The organism is Marinomonas sp. G8-14, assembly GCF_055808935.1.
On record NZ_CM147891.1, the window covers coordinates 3,255,001 to 3,280,257 of the forward strand.

Sequence of the window (25,257 nt, forward strand, 5' to 3'; positions counted from 1 at the left end):
AAGGTGGTTTGAGCGACAACCGTTAGAAACACACCGCCACTTACAGATAGGCCTTTCCAAAAAATAAGCGTTGATATGCCAACAATGACACCAGGTGTTAATAACGGTGACATCATTAATGTGTAAAGAAACGTCTTTCCTTTGCCTTGTACTGTCGATAAAAAAAGCGCACAACAAATACCCACAGGCACAGCAATCACCAACACACCTGCCGCAACCATAATACTTGTCCATAATGCTGTCCACATAGCACCATCTTGAGCAAGCGCCTCAAACCATTTTAGTGTCGCGCCCCGCCAAGGAGACACTGTCGGGAAACGGCTGTCGTTAAACGTCGCCAATCCCATGATAATAAGTGGGGTGAATAAATAAACAAAAAAAACACCAATATAAAAGCGCACTGCAAAACGCATGATCGTTTCAGACTTCATTTAGCAATATCCCCTAAACCAACTTTAAAGATACGCATAACCAAAGCAATGAAACCGATACAAATCACCAACAAGAGAAACGCATACGCCGCACCTTGGTTCCAATCGCCGCCTTCAAAAAACCAGTTATAGATAATTTGTGTAAACCATCGACTCCCCGGTGAACCCAATAAAGCCGGCACAGCATAACTACCTGCTGCAAGCATAAAGGTCATAATGCACCCCGTTGCAATCCCGGGCTTAGCGTGCGGCATGACCACTCGCCAGTGAGTACGAATCCAGCCCGCCCCCAAATTACGTGCCGCCTTGATCTGGTTAGTATCCAAGCTTTCAATAGCGTTATAAATAGGAAAGATCATAAATAAAATATAGGCGTAAACCATGCCGATTAACACGCCACCATCACCAGACAAGAATCGAATTGGTCGATCAATGAGACCTAGCCCCAGTAGCAAAGCATTCAGTGGTCCTTTATAAGCTAGGATAATATACCAAGAAAAAGTACGTAAAATTTCATTAATCCAAAAAGGAATAATCAATAGCAACAGACACAGTGCCGCCTTTTGTGGCGTAGCGACTTTGGCCAAATAAAACGCAATTGGATAACTCACCACGAGAGTCAAGGAAGTGACTAGCACACTTGACCATATGGTCTTGAAGAAAATGGCCAAATGTATTTTATTGCTAAACAGGGTTTCGTAATTTGTCAGTGAATAAACGTCTTCAGGTCCACCGATATCAGCCGGAAGCAAGTTCGGCCGAAGGGAGTAATCCACCATGAGGAGCTGTGGCAAAATTACCAAGCCAATCAGCCAGATAGCAATCATACCAATGATGCCAACCGCCAAACCGCTACCGAATCGCGACTTTAGCTGACTAAACATGGCCGCCTCCAGCAATTACAATGGCGTCTTTCTCATTATACGAAAGACTCACAGGGGCATTTTTTTGCAAGGCGTCAGAAAACTGATGAGTACCAAGCTGTATAGACAATGCTTGATTAGCTGGCGTATTAGCATTGAGTGTCAGATATGCACCTTCAAAATTCACTTCATCAATGGTGGCTTGCAAGGTATGCATACCGTCTTCTGCTTGTAGTCTAAAATGCTCGGGGCGAACAAAAAGGGTCGCATCGGAACCAACGGCTACATTTCCTTGGCAGCGTCCCGCTAATTTACCCAGTGGTCCGCAATCTAAGACAACAAACTCTGAATTCACCTCAACCACCTTACCAGCAACAGCGTTATTTTCACCAACAAATGACGCCACAAAAGCGGTGTGAGGATCACGATATAAGGTGATAGGATCAGCTACTTGCTGGATACGACCTGCAGACATTACCGCCACACGGTCTGACATGGTCAAGGCTTCCCCTTGATCGTGCGTGATGTAAATAAACGTAATGCCCGTTTTACGCTGAATTGCTTTTAACTCCGTGCGCATGTGCTGACGCAGCTTTAAGTCTAACGCAGACAAAGGCTCATCGAGCAATAATACTTGCGGTTCGACCGCCAAGGCTCGAGCAATAGCAATGCGCTGTTTTTGTCCGCCGGATAGTTCGGACACTTTTTTGGTTCCACTGCCTTCCAAAGCCACCAACTCAAGCAAACGATCTGATGCTTTTTTACGCTCACTTTTCGAAACACCGCGAACCTCTAAGCCAAATTCAATATTTTCAGCGACTGTCATCAAAGGGAAAAGCGCGAGGTTTTGAAAAATCATCGAAGTGGGACGTTTATTCGCCGGCACACCATGCATGCTCTTACCACCAATTTTAATGTCGCCCTGTGTTGGGTCTATAAAGCCACTAATCATGTTTAAAATCGTGGTTTTGCCACAGCCTGACGGCCCTAAAAAACTGAAAAATTCACCTGATTCAATTTTGAGATCGGTTTTCTGTATGGCGGTAAAGTCGCCAAATTGCATGACGGTATTATCTAGATGAACACTGCTATCCATATTTCTCTCGCTGATTGATTTTCTTGACACAATCGTCTCGATACAAAAAAGCCCCTTACGCAAAAAAAGTCGCAAGGGGCCTTCGAGGTTTTATGCAGACAAGTAACGGTCTTGGTACTCGTTACGCAACGCTACGTACCATGGTTCTTGAATTGGCCACCACCAAAGATTAGCAAGGTCCTGCTGGCTATAAGAGTCTTGGAAGAACTGCTTCGTTTCGGCAGGTAAGAGTGCATCCGCGCCTTTGGCTGTTGAATTGTAGCCCGTTGCTTTCACAAACATCGCACCCGCTTCTGGCGTGTAATACCAATTAATGAATTCATATACCGAATCCACATTATTCGCATTCTTTGGAATAACAAATCCTTCCATCCACGCCAATGCCCCTTCTTTTGGTGCACCGTAAGCAATTGGCTCACCTTCGGATTGCAATTTAAATGCGGTGCTGTCCCACGTTTGACCAATGATTGCACCATTAGTACGGAATGCACCTTGCGCCTCGTTTTCGGTTGACCAGAACTGAGCAATCGCCCCTTTATGCTCAACCGCTACTTTAAGAATGACATCAAAGTTAGCACGCATGGCTTGTTCATTTTTATAAGACTCAAGCAATGGATAAGGTAACTTGCCCGCTTTTTCTAACCACAAGCCAATCCCAACCAAAGCTGAGTGGCCACGTACCGTAACGCCACCCGCATTCTCAGGCAACCAAAGATCACCGTAACTTAGCTCTTTGCTTAGCTTGGCATCGTTTTTATTGTAAGCAATGGCCTCGGTTCCCCAATCAGACGGCGCAAAATAACGCTTACCCTTCACAACACCACCGACATCCGATCCAGATAAAGCACTTTCTAAGCAGCCATCCCAATTGATTCTTTTCACATCAAGTGGCTGAACCAAATCATAATCCACATACCCAGGCACTCGGTCGACCGTTGGCATAATAATATCGAAGCCCGTACCATCCGTAGCGCGTAAAGAGTTCATCAACTCATCGTTTGTGCCATAGGGTGTAAAAGTCGCATTAATGCCAGTTTTTGCTTTAAAATCCGCTAGCATTTCATCGGTGATGTAGCCAGCCCAAGCATAAATACGCAATTCTTTGTTCGCAGCAATAGCTCTATTGATAGAAAACGGGGCGGCGGCAACGGCACCTGCAATAGAGGCACCTTTAACAAACTGACGACGAGAAAGGGTCATTCTTGAACTCCTTTGAGTTTATGATTTTTAGTGATTCATGAAAAAACGTTTTGACGCTTAAAACACTCTTTTATTAAACACTCGTTTAATATCTTTTTTAATTTAATACAAAATAATGACGAAAAAGTGACCGTGGAAGTTTTTTTGCTTATTAGGTGTACTTAATCCTATACACGACGCTAATAGTCAAAAATAAAGCGTCTTTGGGCAATTAGATAGCAAGACTCAATATCACCCCACTCACCCTTTCAGCGTCTAGGCTGTCACATTTTTGTCATCTACTCCTATTAAGGTAGTCCCATTTCCAAAAGAATGTAAACAAAGTAGGTTCTGGATTGAAAATTTCCCATGTGACTCGCACAACAACCATTAGCTATTTGATTATTGCAGGGATGCTCATCGCCCTACTACTTTGGAGTTTGATGAAATTCCGTGATGCGTTTGAGCAAAGCGATGCTTATACCCAAGTTTGGTCCTATTCATCCATTGATCTAAAACAACTAATCGAAGGGTATCTATCTTCTGGTGAAGCCTCCACATTGCAAACCACCGAGGAATTCATCCAAACTAAAATTCGTCCTGCATTAAGCACGCTACCAGATGACATAAAAAACCCTATTGAAAAACAGCTGACGGAAATAGAAAAAAGCCTTCAGTCTGATATTAGAGCGGCGGGGAAATTATCGGGGGATCCTTTTGCTCTTATCGAAAATAATAAGCGTCAAACCCTCTTATCCATAGATGAAGCGGCCGGAAAAATACAATCTTACCAAGCTCAAACTGACATACAGACCGCGGCACCTTATTTAGCCAGCCAAGCTGCATTATATGCAGACCTTATTCATGTCAGCAGTGCGAAGGACGAATTTTTAGCCAACAATACACCGGAAAACTATGAACGTTTAAAGCAAGCCGTACAGCTGTTTCAATCTCACATTAAAGACTTTAGCAATTTGCCCATACTGACATTGGCTGGGGAAGAAAGCGGTAGTGCTAATAATGATCTCTCTGCACTAATGGGCTGGTCAACGAGCGCAGAAGAGACAGAACAAGAAGCTGACCCGTTGGAAGAAGCCAAAGCCGAGCTGCATTCGTGGTCAGACAGATACCTCAAAGACGTAGACGTGAGTCTTCAGGTGATTAAACAAGCCGTTGCCGCACAAGGTAAAATACGCACCCAGATTAAACAACTTGAAGCGACCCTCAAGTCAGGTACACAAAATATTCAAGAAAGTGCTCAGGCCACGCAGCAACAAACGTTGCTGGCGTTCTCTGTGTTTGTTGTTTTAATGGTACTCACCACTATTTCAGTGCATATTTTCCAAAACAAAGTCGTTGTAAAAAGCGCGAGAGATTTATACACCGCCGTTAAAGAATTAGTGGAACACCAAAACATCAGCACACTAAAAGTAGGCAAAAACAAAAACGAACTGTCAGACGTTGCTCATTATCTAAATCGTTATTTGGAACAAATCGCTGTTCAACGACAACAAAAAGACACCGAACTTAGCAATATATCATTGTCGCTTAATGACATGCTAAATGCCTTTGGACAAGTACATGAACTCAGCATGGCCTCGCGCCAAGAACTTGACGACACACTAAATATGTCTAATCAAGTCGAAACACTTGCCAATAAAGCCGAGGTCCGAGGCTCAGGAAGTCGCCAGCTACGCAGCGGACACCAATACCGCCATGACGCACAGCGTTAATCAAGCCGCGTCATTGGCAATGGCAAATCAGACAACGCTAGAACGATTAGCCAACAGCAACAACGCCTTGACTAACTTAGCCACCTCAGTATCAAGCGCTTCTTCTATCGTCGGTGGAATCAAAGATATTTCAGAGCAAACCAACCTGCTGGCGTTAAATGCAGCAATCGAAGCAGCTCGCGCAGGAGAGCATGGTCGAGGCTTTGCCGTTGTGGCGTCAGAGGTGCGCACATTATCAAGTCGTACACAGCAATCATTGGAAGAAATAACGGAAATTTTTTCATTGCTCACCTCCGCCACGAATCAACTAAAGACCAACCTTGAGCTGATTCAAAGTGCGTCAACCGAACAAGTCAGTCTGACGCAAGCTCTTGGCCAATCTGCTCAAGAGATCTTAGAAAAGTCAAAACAATCAACCCACTTAGCGAAAAAAGCGACTGGGTATGCCGCAGAACAAAAACTTGGAATGAATAAGCTAAACGCTGCCGTAGTCAAAGTCCGAGAGCAAGCCAATGAATCCGAAGCGTTTATGGCAAATGTGACTGACAGCATTAAACAAAAGATTCAGGATATTACAACCACACTCGGTATTCATTAATAGCCCGACACAGCTCACTCCCTGTCTAGAAACAAAAAATCCAGCTTAATCGCTGGATTTTTGTGTCTTACATAGTCACGATAATTCTTTAAAACAAGACTCGCGCTTTTATCGTGCCATCAACTTCTTTTACTTTCTCAAGCGCAAGTTCACCGGCAGCAGCATCCACATCCATCACCATGTAGCCAAGCTTTTCCGTTGTACGAAGGTACTGACCCGTAATATTGATGTTGTTTTCAGAGAAAATCGCGTTGATCTTAGAAAGCACACCAGGACGGTTTTCATGAATGTGAAGAATACGGTGATTATCTGCTTGAGACGGCAACGCCACTTCTGGGAAGTTAACCGCTGCAGTTGTCGTACCCACATCAGAATATTTAATCAGCTTCTCAGCCACTTCAATACCAATGTTTTCTTGCGCTTCCATTGTGCTACCGCCAATATGAGGCGTTAGAATCACATTATCTAAACCACGTAGTGGTGATACGAATTCTTCGTCATTACCTTTAGGCTCGACAGGGAATACGTCGACAGCGGCGCCGCCTAAATCTCCAGACTTAATGGCTTCCGCCACAGCGTCTAGATCTGCAACCGTACCGCGAGAAGCATTAATGAAGATAGAACCTTTCTTCATTTGAGACACTTCTTTTGCGCCAATCATCATCTTAGTCGAACTCGTTTCTGGCACATGCAAGCTAATAATATCGCTGGTAGAGAGCAACTCTTTTAAGCTCTTAATCTGACGTGCATTACCTAATGGTAATTTCGTGACGATATCGTAAAAACATACTTCCATGCCTAAAGATTCAGCCAGAACACTCAACTGCGTTCCGATACTACCGTAACCAATAATACCTAAACGCTTACCACGAGTTTCGAAAGACCCTGCAGCAGATTTGATCCAACCGCCACGATGGCAAGCCGCGTTTTTCGCAGGAATACCACGAAGTAATAGAATCAATTGTCCAAGAACCAGCTCAGCCACGCTACGTGTATTAGAGTACGGAGCATTGAAGACGACAATACCCTTCTCACTAGCGGCATCGAGGTCTACCTGGTTCGTGCCAATGCAAAAACAACCAATGGCAACCAGCTTATTCGCATGCTCTAACACATTTGCCGTTAACTGGGTACGAGATCGAATACCAATAAAATGCGCTTCCGAGATTTTCTCGATCAACTCATCTCCAGCTAACGCTGTTTTATGATATTCAATGTTGGTATAGCCTGCGTCATGCAATGCATCCAATGCTGACTGATGAACGCCTTCTAATAACAAGATTTTAATTTTGTCTTTGTCTAGAGAGTTATTACTCATGGCTCGTTCGACTTCTCTTTGGTGGTGGGGGAAAAAGTTCGCCTATCTTAACACAGAATAATCTGTAGCCTAATGTCACTATGAGAATGTCTTTCATTTTAAGAAGAGCAAAACTCATAGCGAAATCAGACTAATTAATGTTGTTACAAGTTACTTAATCTTCTTAAAGTAACGACTTTCTTTGTAAATACACACCCGTTTCCACATGATGCGTATAAGGAAATTGATCAAACATGGCGTATCGAACCACGTCGTGGGTACTAGATAACGCTTCTAGATTGCGTTTCAGTGTCTCAGGGTTACAGGAAATATAAAGAATCGCATCTATTTTGCGAATTAACTCAATCGTCGCATCGTCCAAACCAGCTCGCGGTGGATCGACTAACACCACCGAAGGCGTTAATTCACTAATACCAGCCTGAACTAAGCTCTTAGGCAATTCGACGTCTCCATTCAAAGCCGCAGACACATCTTCACTGGCCATTTTGACTACTTGGACGTTGTTCATGCCATTAATAGCAATATTCAACTGCGCAGAACTCACTGACACTTTTGAAATTTCGGTTGCGACCACTCGATCAAAGCGGCGGGCAAGAGGAATAGAAAAATTGCCGTTACCACAATACATCTCTAACAAATCACCTGACGCCTCTTTTGTAACGTCCAATGCCCATTCGAGCATCTTTTCATTAATACCAGCATTAGGCTGAGTAAAACTATTCTCAACTTGTTGATAATGGAATTTTTGACCGTTAACAGTCAATGTTTCCATCACAAAATCGCGCGTTAAAATTTGCTTTTTCTTACGACTGCGGCCAATAAAATGGCACGCTGGAAAAGCCTCATTTAACTGACGCGCCGCCACATTCCATTCTGCATCGATGGGCTTGTGGTAAAGCAGACTAATCAAGGCCTCGCCCGTCGTGGTCGTTAAAAAGTCCACTTGAAAAAGCTTATGACGTAAAACAGGGATATTACGAACCGCATTAAGCAGTTTGGGCATCAATTCATTAATGAGGTTTGATGCCGCTAAAAACTGATCCGTTCGAATCGGTGTCCTAGGATCAGCAGAATCAAACATGGCGTAATATAGGTCATCACCTTCATGCCAAATACGAAACTCCGCTCGCATGCGATAGTGAGAACACTGACTCGCAAATACTTCCATCTCAGGCAATGACAAAGTCGCCATTAGTTTGGCTAATTCAGCTTGCTTTTCTTGCAGCTGCTTTTGATACATTTCTGGTTGGATTTGATCCGGTCTCATAGCTGATACTCTTGGAAGCGATCGATACTGATTAAGCGCGGCATTATACGAGTTCCCTGCATACAAATCTAATCGCTCACCACCATACACTGAAATTAGCTGACCAAATTAATGCAGGTATTTAGGCCCTAACAAAATCGCCAACGATAAAGTCAATGAAAGTTTACCCTCATAATCCTCATCTGCCTCGTGCGTAATCTGAGGAATCACTTGCCCTATTAGCCAATCTTTATAGAGAAGACGCTCATATTGTAGGTTATACAACACACTATCCGGCTCAAGCTCATGCTCACCAGACTGCAGAAAACTGACTTGATATCTTAAGCGATTGCTATCGTCTAATTGATGCTGAACAAAAAAGTTTTCACGGGCGTAAAACAACCCCTCTTTATCGAGCCAAGTGATGCCAAAGTCAGTACCTAAATCAAGAGTTGGAGTAACAACATACCCCAAACCAATACCATAACGTGCACCAATACCTTTAGAATAATAAGCAAAAGCCTCTTGTTTCTGCCACCATTCCCACTGATCGACCACCTCACCCTGCTTAAGTCGCAAACGTAAAAATGGATCAAGCGGAAAATCAACACGAATACCAGCATCAACATCCAAACCTATATCGTCTTCTATATAGCGAACGGCTGCTGATACACTTGATTTCAACGCCGAATCGATCAAAGTATTTTGCTGCGACGACTCGCCACGCAAACTTTCTGGTGCCAAAGAATCTGGCTCAGACTCAACGATCAAGCGTAAACGATCCTGTGTATTCGGTAACTTCAATCGTGTGCGAAAATCAAAAAAACCCGTGCTTTTATCTTCATTAAAAACGGATCCAAAACGAATCTGCACATTACTATCTGATTGCTGAGAGGCTCTGACTACCAGACAAAAAGGAGTCCATATTCGTAGACCAATTACCAATCGTTTTTGAGAAAGATTCATGAGAATCAAGCCACCATGATACTTGACCTTCATCACTAGACTCAGGTGGTTGAAGAGAGTCCTCTTCGGCCGAAACAGTCAATAAAGGCCAGCAGAAGGCGAAACAGATTGCCATCAAACAGCCTTTACGTAATAACATAGACTTAATTGTCCTTCAGCATTTTCTGGATCATAAGAGAAGAATTTTCGGCGGCTACTTGAAGGTATTCCTCAAAACTTTGAGGTGATTCCTTACCTGCAATATCTGATAAAGAGCGCACAACCACAAACGGCGTCGCAAATTTAAAACAAACCTGCGCCACAGCCGCCGCTTCCATTTCCACAGCCACCAGCGCCGGAAAAACAGCACGCACTTCGCTTACTCTCACAGGGTCATTCATAAAACTATCGCCGGTACCAATCAAGCCCACTTTCGCTTTCACTTGCGTCACCGACTGTAAGGCTTTTCTAGCTTGATCAACCAATTGCATATCGGCAGCGTAAGTCGCAGGCATATTTGGCACTTGCCCCATAACATAACCAAAAGCCGTTACATCTACATCGTGATGAACAACGTGATCAGAAATCACCACATCACCGACCTGCAATTCAGGGTCAAAACCACCAGCAGAACCAATATTGATCACATACTCTGGCTTAAACTGAGATAGAAGCAAAGTAGTAGAAACGGCAGCGTTGACTTTGCCAATGCCCGATTTCAATAACACAACGTCTTTGCCCTCAAAACGCCCAACAAAAAAATCACAGCCAGCGATAGACTGCTCATGAACCTCTGTCATCCACGCTTTGATTACTGCGACTTCTTCGTCCATGGCGCCAATTAATCCAATTACACTCATTCACTACTCCCAATATTTGTCTTTCGTTGCATAACGTTCTCAGTAAATTGCCTTATCTGCTCAATAGAGTAAGGCCATGCCATATCAAAAAATGACACATTATCCGGCATTTCGGGCCATTGTTGTAAAGAAAAAAATCGCACTTTTGGAAAAGCAAGCTGGATCGACTGCAAAAGAGTTGAAGATTGAGGTTCCAATAACACGACTGTCGCTTCAGAGTGATAAGACAACACAACATGATAGTTAGAAAGATCCGCCAACCATTGTGTCGTAACATGGTGTTTCTCTAACTCAGTATACCAAATGGCTTTTGTTACTCGACTACCACCAATCATCACCCAAGAACGCCCTTTTTCATTTGAACGAATAGGAAGTATGCCTTCTATTGCACATGCTTTAGCCAACACTTGGTGCAAACTATAATCGAAAGAACACCCTTGCAAAGTAAAAACATACGGATTCACTTCCACCGGTAAAATGCTGTTAAGCCAAACGATGGGAAGATGATCACGATTGTATTTTAGCTGCAACGCGCGAGTCATATCCGCTTGTGCATTAACATCCTTATCACAACCAATTAATATTGCATCAAACTTTCCCACCGTGCTGGACTGAGTGAAAAAGCTGTCCGTTGACACATACTCTTCAACCTGCATACCTAGCCTGATCAATGCTTCCTTAATGGCTTTTGTGTTCGGATAATCATTCATCACCCAAGCCACGATCTTATTGGCCACCAGAGAATGACACTCCATGCTCTTATCATTCTCTCCTACCAACAAATTCAACTGTACGGCATTGTTTTGTAGAATCTTTTGCTGCCCCCCTAGCGTTGTTAGCAACATCTTAATCATCCAATAAAAAAGTGGTCTAAACGCCATATCATTCATCGCGACCATTTCAAGTTCAGAATCATAAAAACGAATAGTGAGACGCCTTTCCGCCATGTCATTTGACATGACCATCATAAGTAGTACACGAATCAAACTTCTAAAGCTGGCATCTACTGCCACCACCTTCGCACCAGATTCAATAGAGCAATCCACTAAGGCCCTGTTTGCTTCGACTCCCATCGCGGCCATAACACGCGCACTTTCTTGACTAAAAACCTCACCTAGTGGCAAATAAGCCACATCACTGTCCGTACAATCAATGTCATCTAACACTGAAATCAATAAAGACAGCCACCCCTGAAGATGCCTCGCTTCTAACGGCCCAGGCAAAGCAGACAAATACGTTAGCTCATTTAAAATCGCATCTGTATCCACTTTTCTTTGGACGACAGAGGATAATGGTTGCAGCTGAGCCAGTTGCCAAGTCAGACTCGTCTCTTGGGTGATATTTCTACCCACCAACAACACACCACGATAGTCACTCTCGTTCTGAAAGGAATAAGCACGCCATTGATATATTTGACTTAAATTATTGATAGTTAAATCAAAAACTACACCAACCCCGCCCTTTAACGCTTCCTGAATGGGTTGGTGGCAAGAAATAGGCATAAAATCAAATAATGTCCTAGCCTTCTCGGTGTCGGGAAAAAGACGCTTGGCTTCTGCATTAATAAGCTCAATCTCGGCTACCTCATTACAAAAAATGATAGCACTGTGCACCGATTCAGCCAGTAACATGAACTTATGCTCTTTCGCCTTAATAAAGGCTTTATATTCATTACTTTGTAACTGTATAGGCTGCAGCTCAGCATAGGGCAACAGATTGTCCTCACGACGATACACAATCCTTTCTAACGGAGAAAAAATTAACTGCCTAATCAAACGCAATAGAAACAAATAACAGCAGAGCAACACCAAGCCAACACTGAGAATCAAGGGCATTGCACTGCTTAGAGTCGCAGAAGAAAGCGTATACTTCTGCATAATATCTAGTTGCAAATCGGCTTGCACGGGAGACACTAGAGGCAAACGCGAATGCAACACAGTGCCAGACAAATCCACACCCACTTTATGCTCTTCGAGCAAAATACGGTCACGCTCATTGTCATAAACACTGACGGCACTCACCTGAGCACTTTCTAACAACTCATTCGCCAACGTTAAGTTATCGTTTAGAGAAATGAAACCATATAAAAAACCAATGCTTTCCTGCTCTGCAGAAACCAAGCTCTTTTTGTACAAAAGCAGAGTTGAGTTATCTTTGGTGACAACAGATGCCCATTTATTCATCAGACCTGCATCTAAGACTGAACGAAAGTCCACCTTTGTAAATAAGCGTGCCCTAGGATCCATAGAGCCTTTACCATTTGCCCACTCAATGTAGAAAAAATCCAAGCCTCCAAAAAACAGCACTTCATGATGACTGAACAATAAATCCAACTCCCGTCCTGAAGCATAATCGCTCAGGGAAAGATCTTGACCTATGAATTTCATCTCATCTTCAGCTCGCGCCAAATACCCATTAAATGTCTGCTCGACCATACGATGCTTTAACGCTAAGTTTGTTTCTAAAGCAGACTGATGCAAACTATCAATGAAATACAAAATCGCCAAAGTGATGGCCAGAAAAACCGCACTGATCAGAATTAGGGGCTCTTTGCCGAAAACGACGACGTAAACTAAAGGTCACTATTGCCATAATTCCACCGAATAATGATGAGCCTGCAACAGCATCAAACGCAAACTCTCAGCGTCTAATTCGGCAGGCATCAAAATGGCGTTAGCCACATAAAGATTTGGCATATTTCTTCCTTCAAGATCTAATTTAATCGCTTCTGCAACCGCAATCGATAAATCATCCTTCATAAACAAGACACTCACTTTCACACGACGACTTTCTAGATCGGCCAGTCCATTCAAAGCCACCCCCAAGTATTTGTCTGCACTTGTGAACGCTCTTCTTGTGCCTGCAATGCCGCCACAACACCATCAGAAATACCTTGAGCACAACTAAAAATAAAATCTATACCGCTGTCTTTTAAAAGCGTTTTTGCCGCCATAAATGCTTCTTGCTTATCGTCGGGTACAACCAAAATACGCTCAACTCGACGTTTATACTTCATCATTTCATCTAAAAATAAATCACATCGCATATGACCAAGGTAACTGGGCGGTAAAACCAACGCCGAAATCCTTGCCTCTGCTGGCAATTGACGATCAAGATAGCTCGCGAGCATAGACGTCGCTTTCTTTTGGTCGAACCCTACGTACATGAGTGGCGGACGATTTATCCAATGAGTTAATGGCGATGCAAAATCGTATAAAATCACCTTAGGCTTACCGGATCGCAAAAATCGTTCTAAAAACCGTCTCGGAACAGAGCCCAACCTAGTCACAACAATATAATCCGGTAACGAATCCGCTATTTTAAAATACGGCGTCAAGTCACCGTCCCATTCTGATTTGTCCGTATACGTATCTAAGCGATAGTCTATGTTTAGCTCGCGCATACGTTTTCTAAACGCTACTAACAATGATCTATTTTCTATTGAATCCACATCACCAAACAACAACAAAGCAATACGTACAGCGTTTTTTTGAGAAACACGAATAGGACTAGGAGGAGAACTGACAATCGTAGAAAATTGCTCAGCTAAGGGACCCTGCACGGGAATCAATTGATAAAAATCACGGCTATCCATTAAGTCAAGCGCCATACTCGCCGCTTGCGTTGGCATCACCGAACAGCCAAAAGCCACCCAAACAATAAAAGCACACAATCTTCGCATTACTAAATCCGATCAAGCATCATGGAAAAACATTCTAACCAAATTAGCGAACTTTGATGATGACGGAAACAATAAACTGACAACAAGAACAAAAAATGTACCTGTAAAGACAGTAATAACCAATTAGAAGACGATTTGATAAATTTTAGACATAAAAAAAGCCGACATAAAGTCAGCTTTTTTAAATTTGGTGCGGAAGGAGAGACTCGAACTCTCACGCCGTGAAGCACTGGAACCTAAATCCAGCGTGTCTACCAATTCCACCACTCCCGCAAGGAATGGCGAGCATTATAGGTAATTGATTTTTCTGGTCAATAGTTTTTTATGTTTTTTATTAAAAAAAGATAAAAATATTTTCCCTACCTTCTTTGCTCACCACACATAACACTAACAATACTTAGAAAACGCGACCGCCGGAGTATTCTCCACGCTCATAACGAACCGCCATCTCTTCCAAATTAATGGTATGGATACGAGAAGCTTGGCCCGCTGAACCAAACGCTTCGTAACGATCGATACACACCGCTTTCATCGCCTTGATACTTTCCGTTAAATATTTACGTGGGTCAAAGTTCCCCTTGTGCTCAGCCAAACTACGACGAATCGCCCCAGTTGCCGCCAGACGCAAGTCAGTATCGATGTTAACCTTACGAACACCGTAACGAATCGCTTTAACGATTTCGTCAATCGGCACACCATACGTTTCAGGAATGTCACCACCAAATTCATTGATAATAGATAACCAATCCTGTGGAACCGAAGACGAGCCATGCAATACGATATGAGTGTTTGGAAGTAACTCAACGATTTTCGCAATACGCTCAATATCTAGAATGTCACCGGTAGGTGGACGAGTAAACTTATAAGCACCATGGCTAGTACCAATTGCCACAGCTAACGCATCAATACCAGTAGCATTAACAAAGTCTACCGCTTCTTGAGGGTCTGTTAGCATTTGGTCATGAGAAAGTGTGCCTTCAGCGCCCACACCATCTTCTTCCCCTGCTTGACCCGTTTCTAGAGAACCCAATACGCCCAACTCACCTTCTACAGACACACCACAAGCGTGTGCGAATTCAACCGTACGACGAGTAACATCAACATTGTACTCATAAGTCGCTGGTGTTTTACCATCAGCCATCAAAGAGCCGTCCATCATAACAGACGAAAAGCCCAACTGAATGGAGCGTTGGCAGATAGCTGGAGACGTACCATGATCCTGATGCATAACAACAGGAATATGTGGGTAATCTTCAATCGCGGCCGCAATTAAGTGACGCAAAAAGTGAGATCCTGCATATTTACGAGCACCAGCCGATGCCTGCATGATAACCGGTGAGTTCACTTCATGAGCCGCTTCCATGATTGCCTTTACTTGTTCCATGTTATTCACATTGAAAGCAGGCAAACCATAACTGTGTTCTGCTGCATGGTCGAGCAATTGGCGCATACTGATTAAAGGCATAAAAGGTTTCCTCTGACAATTTGTCTTGTTTTGTATTTATAACGTTTGGAGTTACGGTGTTAGTTAACTCTCTGTATTTGTAATCATGGCTTGTTCACACAGACCATGTGGCTTACGCCTTATCGTTATTGTCATACCCGACTGACATCGAGTAGGTCACTCTCTAGTTTTGTTTTCACCAACACTGCTTTCAGTGCAACTCACATCAAACTTCAAACAGTGTTAGTAAAGTAGGCTTTTCGCCTTTTATCATTTATGTAGTGCTTTAGAACGATCTTTGCCGTTCTTTAATACTAATTTTGCGCTCGTGACTCTAACATCGCAACCGCTGGTAACACTTTTCCTTCAACAAATTCTAAAAACGCGCCACCACCAGTTGAAATATAAGAAATTTTGTCAGCCAGACCGTATTTATCGATCGCCGCTAATGTATCTCCACCACCAGCCACTGAAAACGCATCACTGTCAGCAATCGCCTGAGCAATAACTTCTGTGCCCTTAGAAAAGTTATCAAATTCGAACACACCGCATGGACCATTCCAAAGAATGGTTTTGGCATTTTTTAGTATATCAGCGAGCACTTGGGCAGAATCCGGACCTAAGTCCATAATTTCTTCATTATCAGCCACTTGATCAACTGGCTTAATCGTTGCAACCGCCGTTTCTGAAAACTCTGTTCCCACACGAACATCCGTCAACTCAGGAATATCCAAATCAGCCATCAGTTTTTGAGCTTGAGGGATTAAGTCTTTTTCATGCAATGACTTACCAACATTGTAGCCACGAGCGGCAACAAACGTATTAGAGATACCGCCGCCCACGATGAGCTGATCACATACTTTAGACAGTGATTCTAATACGGTTAATTTAGTCGATACTTTCGAACCGCCTACCACAGCAACCAAAGGACGAGCTGGATTATCAAGCGCTTTGCCCAATGCTTCTAACTCTGCAGCTAATAGAGGGCCAGCACAAGCCACAGGCGCATATTTCGCAACACCATGAGTTGAGGCATGGGCACGATGCGCCGTGCCAAATGCATCCATCACAAATACATCACACAACGCCGCCATTTTTTTAGAAAGCGTTTCATCGTCTTTTTTCTCGCCAAGGTTAAAACGCACGTTTTCAACCAACACAAGTTGACCCGACTCAACTTCCACGCCATCTAACCAATCTTTAACTAGCGGCACGTCTTGTCCTAATAAATCAGAAAGATGTGTTGCAACAGGTTGAAGAGAGAATTCTTCTTCATATTGACCTTCCGTTGGGCGACCAAGGTGCGACATCACCATGACTTTCGCGCCAGCCGCTAACGCCAGCTTGATCGTTGGCAACGCAGCGCGAATACGCGCATCACTGGTCACTTTGCCGTCTTTTACGGGCACGTTTAAGTCTTCACGAATCAGCACGCGTTTATTCGTCAAATCCAAATCTTTCATATTTATTACGGTCATGTACGATGTCCTCATCATTTAACATTCTGACAGATCAAACGCTCTGTTATCGCTTGATCACACCAGACCAATATTTAGCCACATCCAACATACGGTTAGCGTAGCCCCATTCATTATCAAACCAACACAGTAATTTCACCATACGCCGATCAATGACTTGAGTCTGTGTACTGTCTATGATCACCGAGCGTGGATCATGGTTAAAATCTACCGATGCGTGTGCTTCTGTGGTGAATCCCATAAGTCCGGCATATTTCGAATTGGCGGCCTGCTCCAACTGAGAATGTATCTGCTCAACCGTTACGTCTTGCTCTGTGCGCAAAACGAAATCAATCACAGAGACATTTAAAGTCGGCACACGCACTGCATTACAACCCATCTTGCCTCCCAGCTCTGGCATCATGCGCGTAATACCTCGCGCCAACCCAGTATCAACAGGAATAATAGAGCTCAAAGCCGCACGAGTGAGACGCAGATCTTTCGTATGATAGCCATCAATGACAGGTTGATCATTCATCGCCGAGTGAATCGTCTGAGTCATGCCATGCACAACACCACAAAATTGCTTAACAATATCCAATACGGGAATTAAACAATTGGTTGTACAAGATGCGGCCGAAACAATACGGTGATCCGCCCGAATATCATGGTGATTAAAACCATACACAATGGTGGCATCAACGTCGGCTGCTGCTGGCTGGGAAAGCAATAGTCGTGGCACACCAGCATTTAGATAAGCTTGAGCGCCTTCTCTACCAGAAAAACTGCCTGAACATTCCAGCACCATATCCAATTTAAGAGACGACCAATCTAGCTCGTCTGGGGTTGCGCAGGAAAAGCACGCAATCGCATCATCACCAACAGACAGTTGATTAGCTTGCGTCGATACAGGTAAAGGAAAACGACCATGAGTCGTGTCATAGCGTGTAAGGTAACTAATTGTCTCGATGTCAGACAATTCATTAATAGCAACCACCTGGATGTGATCGCGGTAGCCGTTCTCATAAAGCGCTCGCAATACCGAGCGTCCGATACGACCATAACCATTGATAGCGACTCGCAACATATTCCTACTACTTCATCGAAAAGAAAGTGATCTAAAAAAACATCACTCTCAGCCTTAATAAAAGGAAAAAGAGGCATACAAACGTACACCTCTTTTCTTATCAAGCAATGAGATTACGCGGCTAGAATTCTCTCAGCAGTCGCAACTACATTGTCTACTGTAAAACCAAAGTATTTCAGAAGATCGCCGCCAGGAGCAGACTCTCCAAAAGTCGTCATACCCACCATAGCCCCTTCGAAACCAACGTACTTGTACCAGTAATCCGTGTGAGCCGCTTCAATAGCAACACGCTTAGTCACACTGCTTGGCAATACCGACTCTTTATAAGCGGCATCTTGTGCATCAAACGCATTCGTTGACGGCATAGAAACCACACGGACTTTTCTACCTTTTGCGGTCAAAGCCTTGGCAGAATCTATTGCAAGACCAACCTCAGAACCCGTTGCTATCAGAATGAGGTCTGGCGTACCAGAACAATCATGTAATACATAACCACCTTTGGCTACATTCGCCAACTGCTCGGCATTACGCGCCTGCGCTGGCAGTCCTTGACGAGAGAAAACCAAAGACGTTGGACCATCACGTCGCTCAATCGCCGCTTTCCAAGCCACTGCTGTTTCTGCCGCATCACACGGACGCCATACTGACATATTTGGTGTCATGCGCAGGTTAGCAAGCTGCTCAACTGGCTGGTGAGTCGGGCCGTCTTCGCCTTGACCAATCGAATCATGAGTGTAAACAAAGATGTTTTGAATCCCCATCAAAGCAGACATACGAACGGCGTTACGAGCGTATTCCATGAACATCATGAAAGTCGCACCGTAGTTAATAAAACCACCATGTAAAGACGCACCGTTCATGATGCCACTCATACCAAATTCACGCACACCGTAGTAAACGTAATTACCGGCTGGATCGTCTTGGATACCCTTCGAACCAGACCATAACGTCAAGTTGGAACCTGCAAGGTCCGCAGAACCGCCTAACAATTCAGGCAACATAGCGCCAAAGAAGCCAATCGCATTTTGTGATGCTTTACGGCTGGCAATGCTTTCACCTTTGTCTTGGCACTCTTGAATGAACGCCTGAGTTTTCGCTTCAAAATCGGCAGGCAATTCGCCTTTAATAACGCGACGCTCAAACTCTGCTGCCAATTCTGGGTAAGCGGCTTTATAGGCTTCGAATTGAGCATTCCACTGAGTTTCGCGTGCTGCACCTGCTTCTTTTGCATCCCAGCCAGAGTAAACATCGGCAGGGATCTCAAAAGGCGCATAAGGCCAACCTAGGAATTCACGAGCCGCTGCGATCTCGGCATCACCAAGCGGTGCACCATGGCAGTCATGGCTACCAGACTTGTTCGGTGAACCAAAACCGATAATGGTTTTGCAGCAAATCAAAGTAGGTTTCGTAGTTTCCGCCTTTGCCGCTTCAATGGCCGCTTTAATTGCTTCTGGATCATGTCCATCTACGTCAGCGATAACGTGCCAGCCATAGGCTTCAAAGCGCTGTGGTGTATTGTCTGTAAACCAACCTTCAACATGACCATCAATAGAGATACCGTTGTCATCCCAGAAGGCAACTAGTTTACCTAAGCCCAATGTACCAGCTAACGAAGCCGCCTCATGAGAAATACCTTCCATCAAGCAGCCATCGCCAAGAAAGCAATAGGTGTTGTGATCGACAATTTTATGGCCTTCACGGTTAAATTGCGCTGCCAATGTCTTTTCAGCAATCGCCATGCCCACGGCATTACTGATACCAGCACCCAATGGACCCGTTGTGGTTTCTACGCCATCGGTGTAACCGTATTCAGGGTGACCTGGTGTCTTAGAATGCAATTGACGGAATTGTTTTAACTCTTCGATTGGTAACTTGTAACCAGACAAATGCAGTAAAGAATAAATCAACATAGAGCCATGACCGTTTGATAACACAAAACGGTCACGATCCACCCATTTTGAATTGTTTGGGTTATGCTTTAAAAAGTCATTCCATAGCACTTCAGCGATATCCGCCATCCCCATTGGCGCACCTGGGTGACCTGAGTTAGCTTTTTGAACAGCATCCATACTTAAAGCGCGTATGGCGTTAGCAAGTTGTTTGCGAGACGGCATGGTTATTCTACTCCTGATAGCTTAACGAACATATAGAAGAAACATTCTCTACGGGATAGAGCCGCCATGCAATGCTGACCCCATCGATACGCCCAAACATTGGGCAGAGAAAATGAAAATACACATAAATCTGCACCATCGTAACAAAAAAACTGCCTTTTGCCTCATTAAAATCAACAGATCGGGTTGATATTTAAACAGCTCTAGTTCATCATTTAACGCTACTAAAAGCGTCGATTTGTTTCGGCTTGCGGACGCTATATAAATTCAGCTAAACAGAAGCAATATCACCTGTTTAGCTTTTTTGAGATACAAACATTGCTAAGCGGGTTTTTTTATACCTATTTAGCGCTTATCCATCATTTTTGATAGAGGCACTAAACATGTCAGAATATTCTTTATTTACGTCAGAATCCGTTTCTGAAGGCCACCCAGATAAAATCGCCGATCAGGTTTCCGATGCCATCCTTGATGCCATTCTGGCTGAAGACCCAGAAGCACGTGTTGCTTGCGAGACCCTAGTCAAAACAGGCATGGTGCTGGTTGCAGGGGAAGTCCGTACCAACGCTTGGGTTGATATTGAAGAAATCGCCCGTGGCGTTATTCGCGAAATAGGCTACAACAGCTCTGACATGGGGTTCGACTGGGAATCTTGCGCTGTCATGAATGCCATCGGAAAACAATCTGCTGATATTGCCGTCGGTGTTGACGAAGCCGAAGAACACGAACAAGGTGCCGGCGACCAAGGCTTGATGTTTGGTTTTGCCACAAACGAAACTGACGTATTAATGCCTGCCCCGATCACTTATGCCCATCGTTTGGTTCAACGCCAAGCAGAAGTGCGTAAAAACGGTACCCTAGACTTCCTTCGTCCTGATGCAAAAAGCCAAGTTACCTTCCGTTACGACGAAAACGGCAAACCCTGTGCTATCGATGCGGTGGTTCTTTCAACGCAGCACAGCGCGTCAGTAAAACAAGCCGACCTACGCGAAGCGGTCATGGAAGAAATCATCAAGCCAGTTCTTCCTGCTGAATGGTTATCAAAAGATACTAAATACTTCATCAACCCAACAGGCCAGTTCATCATCGGTGGCCCAGTTGGTGATTGCGGTCTAACGGGCCGTAAAATCATCGTAGACACTTACGGCGGCATGGCGCGTCACGGTGGTGGCGCTTTTTCTGGTAAAGATCCATCCAAAGTTGACCGTTCTGCGGCCTACGCTGGTCGTTATGTAGCGAAAAACATCGTGGCTGCAGGTCTTGCAGATAAATGCGAAATTCAAATCTCTTACGCCATCGGTGTGGCTGAACCAACGTCGATCAGTATCAATACTTTTGGCACGGGCAAAGTCAGCGATGCGGTGATTACACAGTTGGTTCGTGAACACTTTGAATTACGCCCAGCCGGCTTAATTAAAATGCTCGATTTGAAACGCCCAATTTATCTTCCAACAGCGGCGTACGGTCACTTCGGCCGTGAAGGCGAAAACTTCACTTGGGAAAAAACCGATAAAGCCGACGCATTACGCAAAGCCGCTGGTTTATAATTCCCTGATTTTCCGCTATAAAGCCTTCTTCTGCATTATGATTAAATGGCAGAAGAAGGCTTTTTCATTTCTATATTATTAAACATTCGAAAACATAGGATAAGGTATGCGTATTCCACGAATTTTTATCGACACAGAACTCAACGAGAATACCTCTCTTACCTTACCTGATGCGGCATTTCAGCATTTATGCAAAGTCCTGCGTTTGAAAACAGACCATCCTATTATTGTGTTCAATGGCCGAGCGTTTAACGGTCAAGTCGGTCAATTTAACGCTACCCTGTGCGATGTCGAAAAACGCTCTGCTAATATCCAAATTACCGACTTTGAAGCGTTAGATAATGAATCCCCGATTCAAGTTACCATAGGACAGACATTATCTCGTGGCGAGCGCATGGATTACGCCATTCAAAAGTCCGTCGAAGCTGGGGTATTTGCTATTCAGCCACTGTTTAGTGAACGCTGTGAAGTCAAGCTTCAAGAAAGTCGAGCTGAAAAGCGCCAACATCATTGGCAGCACGTTGCTATCAGCGCTGCGGAACAATGTGGCCGAGGTGTAGTTCCCATCGTTTACCCTCCGATAGAATTGACCGAATGGGTAGAGAAATGTAACGCAATGTTAAAACTCACCTTACATCATCATAGTGCCAAACCGATTCGCCAATATGAAAAACCAACAAATAATCGCATTGCGTTGTTAATCGGGCCAGAAGGTGGAGCTCACAGAAAAAGAGGTTCAACTGTCTGAAAAAGCAGGGTTTAACGCCATTACACTTGGGCCAAGAGTACTGCGTACTGAAACCGCTCCGGTGGTCGCGCTTAGTGTCATTAATGTTTTATGGGGCGATATTTAATCTATTCTCATATCAAGCAAGCACTAACAGAATCACTACATATTCAGAGCGTAAATGGCTTTACCATTTTAGTATGACTCAATAAAGGACAGATGATCACATGTTTTACCGAATCGTTTTGACTTGCACGGTTTATTTAGGGACGGTACTTCTACCTGCAACGGCTCAAGCTCTCACTCTAGAGGAAGCCACCTATATTGCGATAGAGAATAACCCTGTGGTTAGACAAGCCATTGCTGAATATCGAGAGTCCAAAGAAAATGCCGAAATAGCCCGACGCTCTGGCTACTATCCAAGCGCAGATCTTTCTGCAGGTATCGGCCGTGAGACAACCTACGCAGACAATGCAAACTCTAACGACGTTGACTTGACGCGTCGTGAACTAACACTTTCCTTAAATCAGCCTCTATTCAATGGTTTTTCTACCAAGAACGAGATCGCTCGGTTAAACAGTGAAGCCGAAGCCAATCGCTGGAATGCATTAATTTCTGTTGAAAATACCGCTTTGGAAGTTGCTCAAGTGTTTGCCAATGTCTTGCGTTATCGGGAGCTGGTCACACTCGCCGAGGCTCAACCTAAAAACCCATGAACGCATTTACGGACAAATTAAATTAAAGAGCGACTCTGGGGTTAGTCGTCAATCTGACTTGAGCCAAATCACAGCCCGACTTGCAAAAGCCAATGCAAACCACCTAGCGGCCGTCAATAATCTTCGAGATGCTGAAAGCAACTATCTCAACATTGTTGGAGAGCTGCCACCTGATGACCTTATTTATCCTGTCCCAGACAAAGATCTCCTACCTCAAAATTTAGACTTGGCTATCGGTGAGGCATTAAAAAAGAATCCCGCCATTGAAGGTGCTCGTTGGGACGTTGCCGCCACAGAAAGCCTTGAGAAAATTGCTGATGCAAGCAACTACCCAAACATAAGCTTTGTCTTAGAACGAACCTGGAATAACAATATCGATGGGGATGAAGGTCCGAGTGAAGATTTGTTGGCCATGGTTAGACTGAACTACAATCTATACAGTGGTGGCACTCAAAAACGCCAAAAACAAGTCGCCGTTCAACAAAACATTCAAGCCTCTGAAATTCGCCGTAAAACCATCAGAGACACCGAGCTTACTGTACGACTAGCTTGGGCTGCGTTTGAAGCAACAACAGGACAAAAAGAGCATATCCGACAATACGTTATTGCCACAAAAGAATCACAGATCGCTTATGAAAAACAATTTCGTCTAGGCCGCAGAACCTTGCTAGACGTACTGGATAGTGAAAACGAGTTGTTCCAAGCCCGCCAAGATTACGTTAATGCCGACTATGACGAACTGTTCTCAGAGTTCCGTTTATTTAACGCCAAGGGTGAACTAATGCGTGCCTTCCGCATTTATCGCCCACAATTACTTGGTTTCAATGATGAATTTGATAAAAAGAAAGTTATCCCTAAGGCAGGCCCAACCGCGCTTGATGAATTAAAAGAAGACGAAAAAGCACTGCGAAATACCTCATCAACACCCAAGTCTCCAACAGAAAGAAGCAACAAAACGCCAGAAGATGAGTTGTTCTTAGAAGCGGATGAAAATACAGGGAGTTGGTAATAACAAACAGAAATGATGAAAACAGAGCCATTGGACTTATGCGTCTAACGCTATAACCAGTGGCTTTGTGCTAAATAATATGACGAACCTTATACCTCAATCTTCATCACACAAAGTATTTTGGTTTATAAACGTAACTATCTACAAATCATGGCTGTTTTTTCTTCTCAGCGCCCCCATATTTCTATAGCATCAACATCTATTAACAGATTAGAAAAAGCACTAAAACGTTGCTTTCGCTTTAGGAAACGCCTTATGACTATCAAACTCGGCATTGTTATGGATCCAATTTCATCCATAAACTACAAAAAAGACACCTCACTCGCTATGTTATGGGCTGCCGCTGAAAAGGGCTGGCAACTTATTTACATGGAGCAAAAAGATTTATTTTTAGACAATGGTAAAGCCTATGCCATGACTCGCCCTTTACAGGTTTATAAAGACCCTGCGCATTTTTACGATCTTGGTGAAGAAACCAAAATGGCAATGGGTGATATGGACGTGATTTTAATGCGCAAAGACCCACCATTTGATAGCGAGTTTGTCTACAGCACCATGATTCTCGAGCAGGCCGAACGAGATGGTGCCCTTGTTGTTAACGATCCGAAAAGCTTACGTGATTGCAACGAGAAACTGTTCGCTACCCAGTTCCCACATTGTTGCCCACCGGTTTTAGTGACAAGACGTGCTGACTTACTCAAAAGGTTCCATAAAGAGCATGGCGATGTCATTTTCAAACCACTAGATGGCATGGGCGGCAGCTCAATATTTCGTATCAAGCCAGATGACTCCAACGTCAGTGTGATTATCGAAACACTGACGAATATGGGCGTTGAGCAAATCATGGCACAGAAATTCATCCCTGAAATCAAAGATGGCGACAAACGTATTTTAGTCGTTAATGGTGAGCCGGTACCGTTTGCGCTGGCACGTATCCCAGCTTCAGGTGAAACTCGAGGCAACTTGGCCGCTGGCGGACGTGGTGAAGGTCGTCCTTTGACTGAACGCGATCGTTGGATTTGCGACCAGGTCATCCCATCACTAAAAGAAAAAAATCTAATGTTTGTTGGCTTAGATGTCATTGGTGATTATCTCACCGAAATTAATGTTACCAGCCCAACATGTGTTCGTGAATTAGATGCGCAATTTGATCTGAATATCGCCATGATGTTAATAGAAGCCATAGAAAAACGCCTTCAGTAAGA

General features: G+C 44.0%; 21 protein-coding genes, 1 tRNA gene and 1 pseudogene (1 of these 23 only partly in view). 7 read left to right on the plus strand and 16 right to left on the minus strand.

Annotated features, from left to right (window positions below; all coding sequences use genetic code 11):
* The 4 genes from AC0L6V_RS16650 to AC0L6V_RS16665 all read right to left on the minus strand — a co-directional run.
* Positions 1 to 431 carry the 5' portion of an ABC transporter permease gene (locus tag AC0L6V_RS16650; protein WP_265219488.1) on the minus strand. Its footprint begins 367 nt before the window's first position, so the window shows 431 of its 798 coding nt (coding positions 1–431); it begins with the start codon at positions 429 to 431; the stop codon falls past the left edge of the window.
* Positions 428 to 1,315, minus strand: a complete 888-nt coding sequence (locus AC0L6V_RS16655; protein WP_265219489.1) for an ABC transporter permease — start codon at positions 1,313 to 1,315, stop codon at positions 428 to 430. Before AC0L6V_RS16655 ends, AC0L6V_RS16650 begins: the two co-directional genes overlap by 4 nt.
* Positions 1,308 to 2,390: an ABC transporter ATP-binding protein gene (locus AC0L6V_RS16660; RefSeq protein WP_265219490.1), complete on the minus strand. Its 1,083-nt coding sequence runs from the start codon at positions 2,388 to 2,390 to the stop codon at positions 1,308 to 1,310. The genes AC0L6V_RS16655 and AC0L6V_RS16660 overlap by 8 nt, the downstream gene beginning before the upstream one ends.
* A 90-nt stretch (positions 2,391 to 2,480) precedes the next feature.
* Complete coding sequence (locus AC0L6V_RS16665; protein WP_265219491.1) at positions 2,481 to 3,590, minus strand: extracellular solute-binding protein; 1,110 nt, start codon at positions 3,588 to 3,590, stop codon at positions 2,481 to 2,483.
* Between the two features lie 422 nt (positions 3,591 to 4,012).
* On the opposite strand from AC0L6V_RS16665, the pseudogene AC0L6V_RS16670 reads away from it, so the two are divergent.
* Positions 4,013 to 5,900 (plus strand): annotated as a pseudogene (locus AC0L6V_RS16670) (methyl-accepting chemotaxis protein).
* 88 nt (positions 5,901 to 5,988) lie between these two features.
* Here the strand turns inward: AC0L6V_RS16670 and serA are convergent.
* The 12 genes from serA to tkt form a co-directional block, all read right to left on the minus strand.
* On the minus strand, positions 5,989 to 7,218 hold the full coding sequence (gene serA, locus AC0L6V_RS16675; protein WP_265219494.1) for a phosphoglycerate dehydrogenase: 1,230 nt from the start codon (positions 7,216 to 7,218) through the stop codon (positions 5,989 to 5,991).
* A 163-nt stretch (positions 7,219 to 7,381) separates the two neighbouring features.
* Positions 7,382 to 8,485 (minus strand): tRNA (uridine(54)-C5)-methyltransferase TrmA, encoded by a 1,104-nt coding sequence (gene trmA / locus AC0L6V_RS16680; protein ID WP_265219495.1) that lies wholly within the window; start codon positions 8,483 to 8,485, stop codon positions 7,382 to 7,384.
* Positions 8,486 to 8,593: 108 nt separating this feature from the next.
* On the minus strand, positions 8,594 to 9,430 hold the full coding sequence (locus AC0L6V_RS16685) for a hypothetical protein (RefSeq protein ID WP_265219496.1): 837 nt from the start codon (positions 9,428 to 9,430) through the stop codon (positions 8,594 to 8,596).
* 143 nt (positions 9,431 to 9,573) lie between these two features.
* Positions 9,574 to 10,269, minus strand: coding sequence for a 5'-methylthioadenosine/S-adenosylhomocysteine nucleosidase (mtnN, locus tag AC0L6V_RS16690; RefSeq protein ID WP_265219498.1), 696 nt, complete (start codon positions 10,267 to 10,269; stop codon positions 9,574 to 9,576).
* Complete coding sequence (locus AC0L6V_RS16695) at positions 10,266 to 12,776, minus strand: nitrogen regulation protein NR(II) (protein ID WP_265219499.1); 2,511 nt, start codon at positions 12,774 to 12,776, stop codon at positions 10,266 to 10,268. The genes mtnN and AC0L6V_RS16695 overlap by 4 nt, the downstream gene beginning before the upstream one ends.
* Positions 12,777 to 12,851: 75 nt before the next feature.
* Positions 12,852 to 13,082 (minus strand): hypothetical protein, encoded by a 231-nt coding sequence (locus AC0L6V_RS16700; RefSeq protein ID WP_265219501.1) that lies wholly within the window; start codon positions 13,080 to 13,082, stop codon positions 12,852 to 12,854.
* Positions 13,079 to 13,951 carry a substrate-binding domain-containing protein gene (locus AC0L6V_RS16705; protein ID WP_418138441.1) on the minus strand — a complete coding sequence of 291 codons (873 nt, stop codon included), beginning with the start codon at positions 13,949 to 13,951 and terminating at the stop codon, positions 13,079 to 13,081. Before AC0L6V_RS16705 ends, AC0L6V_RS16700 begins: the two co-directional genes overlap by 4 nt.
* Positions 13,952 to 14,139: 188 nt before the next feature.
* A tRNA-Leu gene (locus AC0L6V_RS16710) sits at positions 14,140 to 14,224 on the minus strand.
* Positions 14,225 to 14,348: 124 nt separating this feature from the next.
* Positions 14,349 to 15,416 (minus strand): class II fructose-bisphosphate aldolase, encoded by a 1,068-nt coding sequence (gene fba, locus AC0L6V_RS16715; protein WP_265219506.1) that lies wholly within the window; start codon positions 15,414 to 15,416, stop codon positions 14,349 to 14,351.
* Positions 15,417 to 15,709: 293 nt separating this feature from the next.
* Positions 15,710 to 16,873 carry a phosphoglycerate kinase gene (locus AC0L6V_RS16720; RefSeq protein ID WP_265219508.1) on the minus strand — a complete coding sequence of 388 codons (1,164 nt, stop codon included), beginning with the start codon at positions 16,871 to 16,873 and terminating at the stop codon, positions 15,710 to 15,712.
* Between the two features lie 46 nt (positions 16,874 to 16,919).
* Positions 16,920 to 17,939 carry a type I glyceraldehyde-3-phosphate dehydrogenase gene (locus tag AC0L6V_RS16725; RefSeq protein WP_409418805.1) on the minus strand — a complete coding sequence of 340 codons (1,020 nt, stop codon included), beginning with the start codon at positions 17,937 to 17,939 and terminating at the stop codon, positions 16,920 to 16,922.
* Between the two features lie 113 nt (positions 17,940 to 18,052).
* Positions 18,053 to 20,053, minus strand: coding sequence for a transketolase (tkt, locus tag AC0L6V_RS16730; protein ID WP_265219510.1), 2,001 nt, complete (start codon positions 20,051 to 20,053; stop codon positions 18,053 to 18,055).
* A 383-nt stretch (positions 20,054 to 20,436) separates the two neighbouring features.
* Between tkt and metK the strand changes: the two genes are divergently transcribed.
* From metK to gshB, 6 genes are all read left to right on the plus strand, one after another.
* Complete coding sequence (gene metK, locus AC0L6V_RS16735) at positions 20,437 to 21,600, plus strand: methionine adenosyltransferase (protein ID WP_265219511.1); 1,164 nt, start codon at positions 20,437 to 20,439, stop codon at positions 21,598 to 21,600.
* Between the two features lie 106 nt (positions 21,601 to 21,706).
* Entirely contained in the window at positions 21,707 to 22,348 is a 642-nt protein-coding gene (locus AC0L6V_RS16740; protein ID WP_418138442.1) for a 16S rRNA (uracil(1498)-N(3))-methyltransferase, read from the plus strand.
* Entirely contained in the window at positions 22,314 to 22,454 is a 141-nt protein-coding gene (locus tag AC0L6V_RS16745; RefSeq protein ID WP_418138443.1) for an RsmE family RNA methyltransferase, read from the plus strand. The genes AC0L6V_RS16740 and AC0L6V_RS16745 overlap by 35 nt, the downstream gene beginning before the upstream one ends.
* Before the next feature lie 100 nt (positions 22,455 to 22,554).
* A complete protein-coding gene (locus AC0L6V_RS16750; RefSeq protein WP_418138444.1) occupies positions 22,555 to 23,043 on the plus strand; it encodes a TolC family protein in 489 nt (162 codons plus the stop codon).
* The gene (locus AC0L6V_RS16755; RefSeq protein ID WP_418138445.1) at positions 22,985 to 24,052 is read left to right on the plus strand and encodes a TolC family protein; all 1,068 of its coding nucleotides are present in this window, start codon (positions 22,985 to 22,987) and stop codon (positions 24,050 to 24,052) included. The genes AC0L6V_RS16750 and AC0L6V_RS16755 overlap by 59 nt, the downstream gene beginning before the upstream one ends.
* A gap of 255 nt (positions 24,053 to 24,307) precedes the next feature.
* On the plus strand, positions 24,308 to 25,255 hold the full coding sequence (gshB, locus tag AC0L6V_RS16760) for a glutathione synthase (protein WP_265219514.1): 948 nt from the start codon (positions 24,308 to 24,310) through the stop codon (positions 25,253 to 25,255).
* The last annotated feature ends 2 nt before the right edge of the window (positions 25,256 to 25,257 follow it).